Source organism: Caballeronia sp. BR00000012568055 (genome assembly GCF_029439455.1).
GTDB lineage: Bacteria > Pseudomonadota > Gammaproteobacteria > Burkholderiales > Burkholderiaceae > Caballeronia.
In genome coordinates, this window is record NZ_JAQFVG010000097.1 from 1 (window position 1) to 2,745 (window position 2,745).

3 protein-coding genes and 1 pseudogene are annotated in these 2,745 nt (G+C 57.9%); all 4 read right to left on the bottom strand.

The annotated features are described in order from the left end of the window. On the bottom strand, nt 1–596 hold a 596-nt coding region (locus P7F28_RS06100), incomplete at its 3' end, for an IucA/IucC family protein (protein WP_277183596.1). A gap of 16 nt (nt 597–612) precedes the next feature. Continuing rightward, nucleotides 613–1,218, bottom strand: a complete 606-nt coding sequence (locus P7F28_RS06105; protein WP_277183597.1) for a GNAT family N-acetyltransferase — start codon at nt 1,216–1,218, stop codon at nt 613–615. Next, complete coding sequence (locus P7F28_RS06110) at nt 1,208–2,413, bottom strand: MFS transporter (RefSeq protein WP_277183598.1); 1,206 nt, start codon at nt 2,411–2,413, stop codon at nt 1,208–1,210. Before P7F28_RS06110 ends, P7F28_RS06105 begins: the two co-directional genes overlap by 11 nt. Then, a pseudogene (locus P7F28_RS06115) lies at nt 2,410–2,745 on the bottom strand (alcaligin biosynthesis protein); the annotation flags it as partial. The pseudogene P7F28_RS06115 and the gene P7F28_RS06110, both read right to left, overlap by 4 nt.

Here is a 2,745-nt window from a genome sequence, read left to right on the forward strand (position 1 = left end):
ATGACCGATGCCGCTTCCGGCGCGAACGCGCGATAGTCGCCTGCATCGAAGCCGAGCCGCCCGTTATTGGCGACGAAACCCGGATGGCCTTCGCTCATGGTGGTTTCGATCGACTGGAAGTCCGCGTTCAGCAATTCGGGCGTGTCCGGGCCTTCTTTGACGAGCTTGTACGCGGCACCGTAGAGCGTGCTGCTGATCTCGTCGAGGTAGATCGGCAGATTGTCTTCGCGGATGCCGAGGCGCGCTTTTACATCGAGAATAAAGGCGAGGGCGTCGAGCGGCTGCGTGGCGTCGTCCTGCGTGCAGACGATGCTGTCCGCACGAATGCTCCAGTGACGCAGCGCGAGCAAACGCGCATCGAAGGTATATACGCGTGTGCCGTCGTCGGATTTCAGTTCGTAGCGTGCATAGCCATCATGACCCGCGTCTTCGATACGGCGCGGCTCCACGATCAATTCATGCGCGTATTCGGCAATCGCCTTGCGCACCAGCATGCGATTCGCCTGCGCCCACACATCGGGAGTGAGATGAAACGCAGCCTGAGCGGGCGCGAGCAGCGTATGTTGCATCGAAGTTTGAGCGATGTTCGTCTTCATATTTCGTGAATACCTGTTAGTTATCCTGCTGAATGGATCGAAAAAAATCGGCGCGTGTGCAGAATGCCAGCGATGCGGTCTTCTCGCGGAACGGGACATCTTTCCAATAGACGAAGCCCATCGCGCGATTGAGCGCATGGATACGCGCATTGCGTGCATCCGGTTCAACTACGATGCGCTGCGCATACAAGCGATCGAAAAGAAAGCGCATCAGGGTTCTGAATACACGCTGCGTGTAGCCCGAAATCGGCTGTGTTGAAGGTCCAACGAAGAGGTGCATGCCGAGATCGCCGGGAAGCGGTTCGTAATGCTCGCCAACTTCCTCATGCGCCGGATCGTAAGTCTCGATCAGAAACGCAGGCTCGCCGTGTTGCGAGGCAAGCCATGCATCGGCATGAGGCGAATCGACGATGTTTTGATAGAACGCCGCGACCTGATACACGTTCCAGTCGCGCATATTCCAGAACGCAGCACGTTCTTCGATAAACCAGCGATGCAGCGTTCGCGCATCGCGTTGTGCGTGCAACGGGCGAATATGAAAGCCGTCGATAAACGCGCTGCGTACGTCGTGCGCAGGTGCATCGAGCAAGGCGATTTCGGGTGCGGCAATATCAGTTCGCACGGGCAGTGACTCCTGTATCGGCAAGTGATGTGGCGCGCGGCCGGTCGAGCAGCCATACGCTGACCATCGACGTCAACAGCAAACCAGCCGATGCCACGAAGAACGGTGCACGCAAACCGGTGTCATCGACAATTGCGCCTGCTGCAAACGATGCGAGCAGCACGCCCACGTTCTGAAAAAAGTTGACCACGCTGTAGTCGGCTGCGTACGAAGCGGGCGTGCTGAGCGAGAACATGGTCACGTCGAGTTTGACGACGATCTGGAACAGCGCCCAGCCGAAAATCAGGCGTCCGAAGATAATCCACAGCGGCGCTTCCACCCCTTGCAGCAGCATGCCTGCAGTACACAGCAACAGATTCGCGATCATATGATCCGGCCGCTTCCCGCTACGCTCCGCGATCCGCTTGTTGATACGCAACGCGATGATCGCCACCATGCCGGGGATCGCGAACACGAGTCCCGGCACCAGTTCACCGGGCGCGCCCGTCACCGATTGCCAATACGATGACATGAACGGGCGAATCAGATACACGCAGAAATCGAACGAGAGCATGAGCATGGCGAGCCGCAAGATCGGAAGACGATCGCGCAGACTAGGGCGTTTAGTGCTTTGCTGCGTTTCATCGGCAAAACGGCAACGCTTCGGAATGCTATGCGAACGGATCAGTCCCATGCAGATGAACATCTGCACGAAATCGCCTGCGGCCATCGCGAAGATGCAGTCGTGCGCGTTCCATACCTGCATAACGAAACCGCCCGCCACCGCGCCCGCAATCGCACCGAAATGCACCACGACAGACAGCACGCCGATGGTATGCGCATGCGATTCCTTCGGTTCGAGCCGCATCATGTACGGATACATCAGCAGGTAACTGCTCTTGCACATGAACATCGCGAGGGACAGCACCCAGAACAGCGCGACCGTGGGCGCAAAATAACTCGCTACCGAGAGCACGCCCGCCGCGCATTGCGTATAGACCAGCAGATGCATGGCATCGAGCCGCTTCGCCACGCGCGCCCATAGCGGCAGCGTCAGCATCACGACGATGGAAATGAACGCCACGTACGCGCCCGCATGCACCGGACTCGTCACGCCATAACGTGCTGCGAAAAACTGCGGATAGAACGGAATCAGAATCGCATCGCTGACGACGGCGAAGGTCGTCATGGTGATGATGGTGTTGCGTAAGTTCATTGCGCCTCCAGCGGCGCTTTCACGAACGCATCGGTATCGGGTACGGAGAAATCTTGCAGCGCGATACGCCGTTCGATCTTGTAGTGCTCCACGCCCGTCAATTCACGCAGAATGCACGAATTGCGGTAGCAACTCATGCCGAGATCGGGATTGGTCAGTCCGTGGCTATAGAGGCCGGCGTTCTGCACGAAAATATCGCGCTGGTTCACATCGATCGCATAGTTGCGCGACAGGCGATAACGGCCTTTATCGTCCCAGCGAATACGCGCACGTATTCCATCGATAAAACGCGGCACGTTCTGCGTATAACCGGTCGCGAAGATCGCGCCATC

What these genes read in the sequence shown, in the direction of transcription:
- P7F28_RS06110 (WP_277183598.1), bottom strand. Translation starts at nt 2,413, where the DNA reads ATGAACTTACGCAACACCATCATCACCATGACGACCTTCGCCGTCGTC.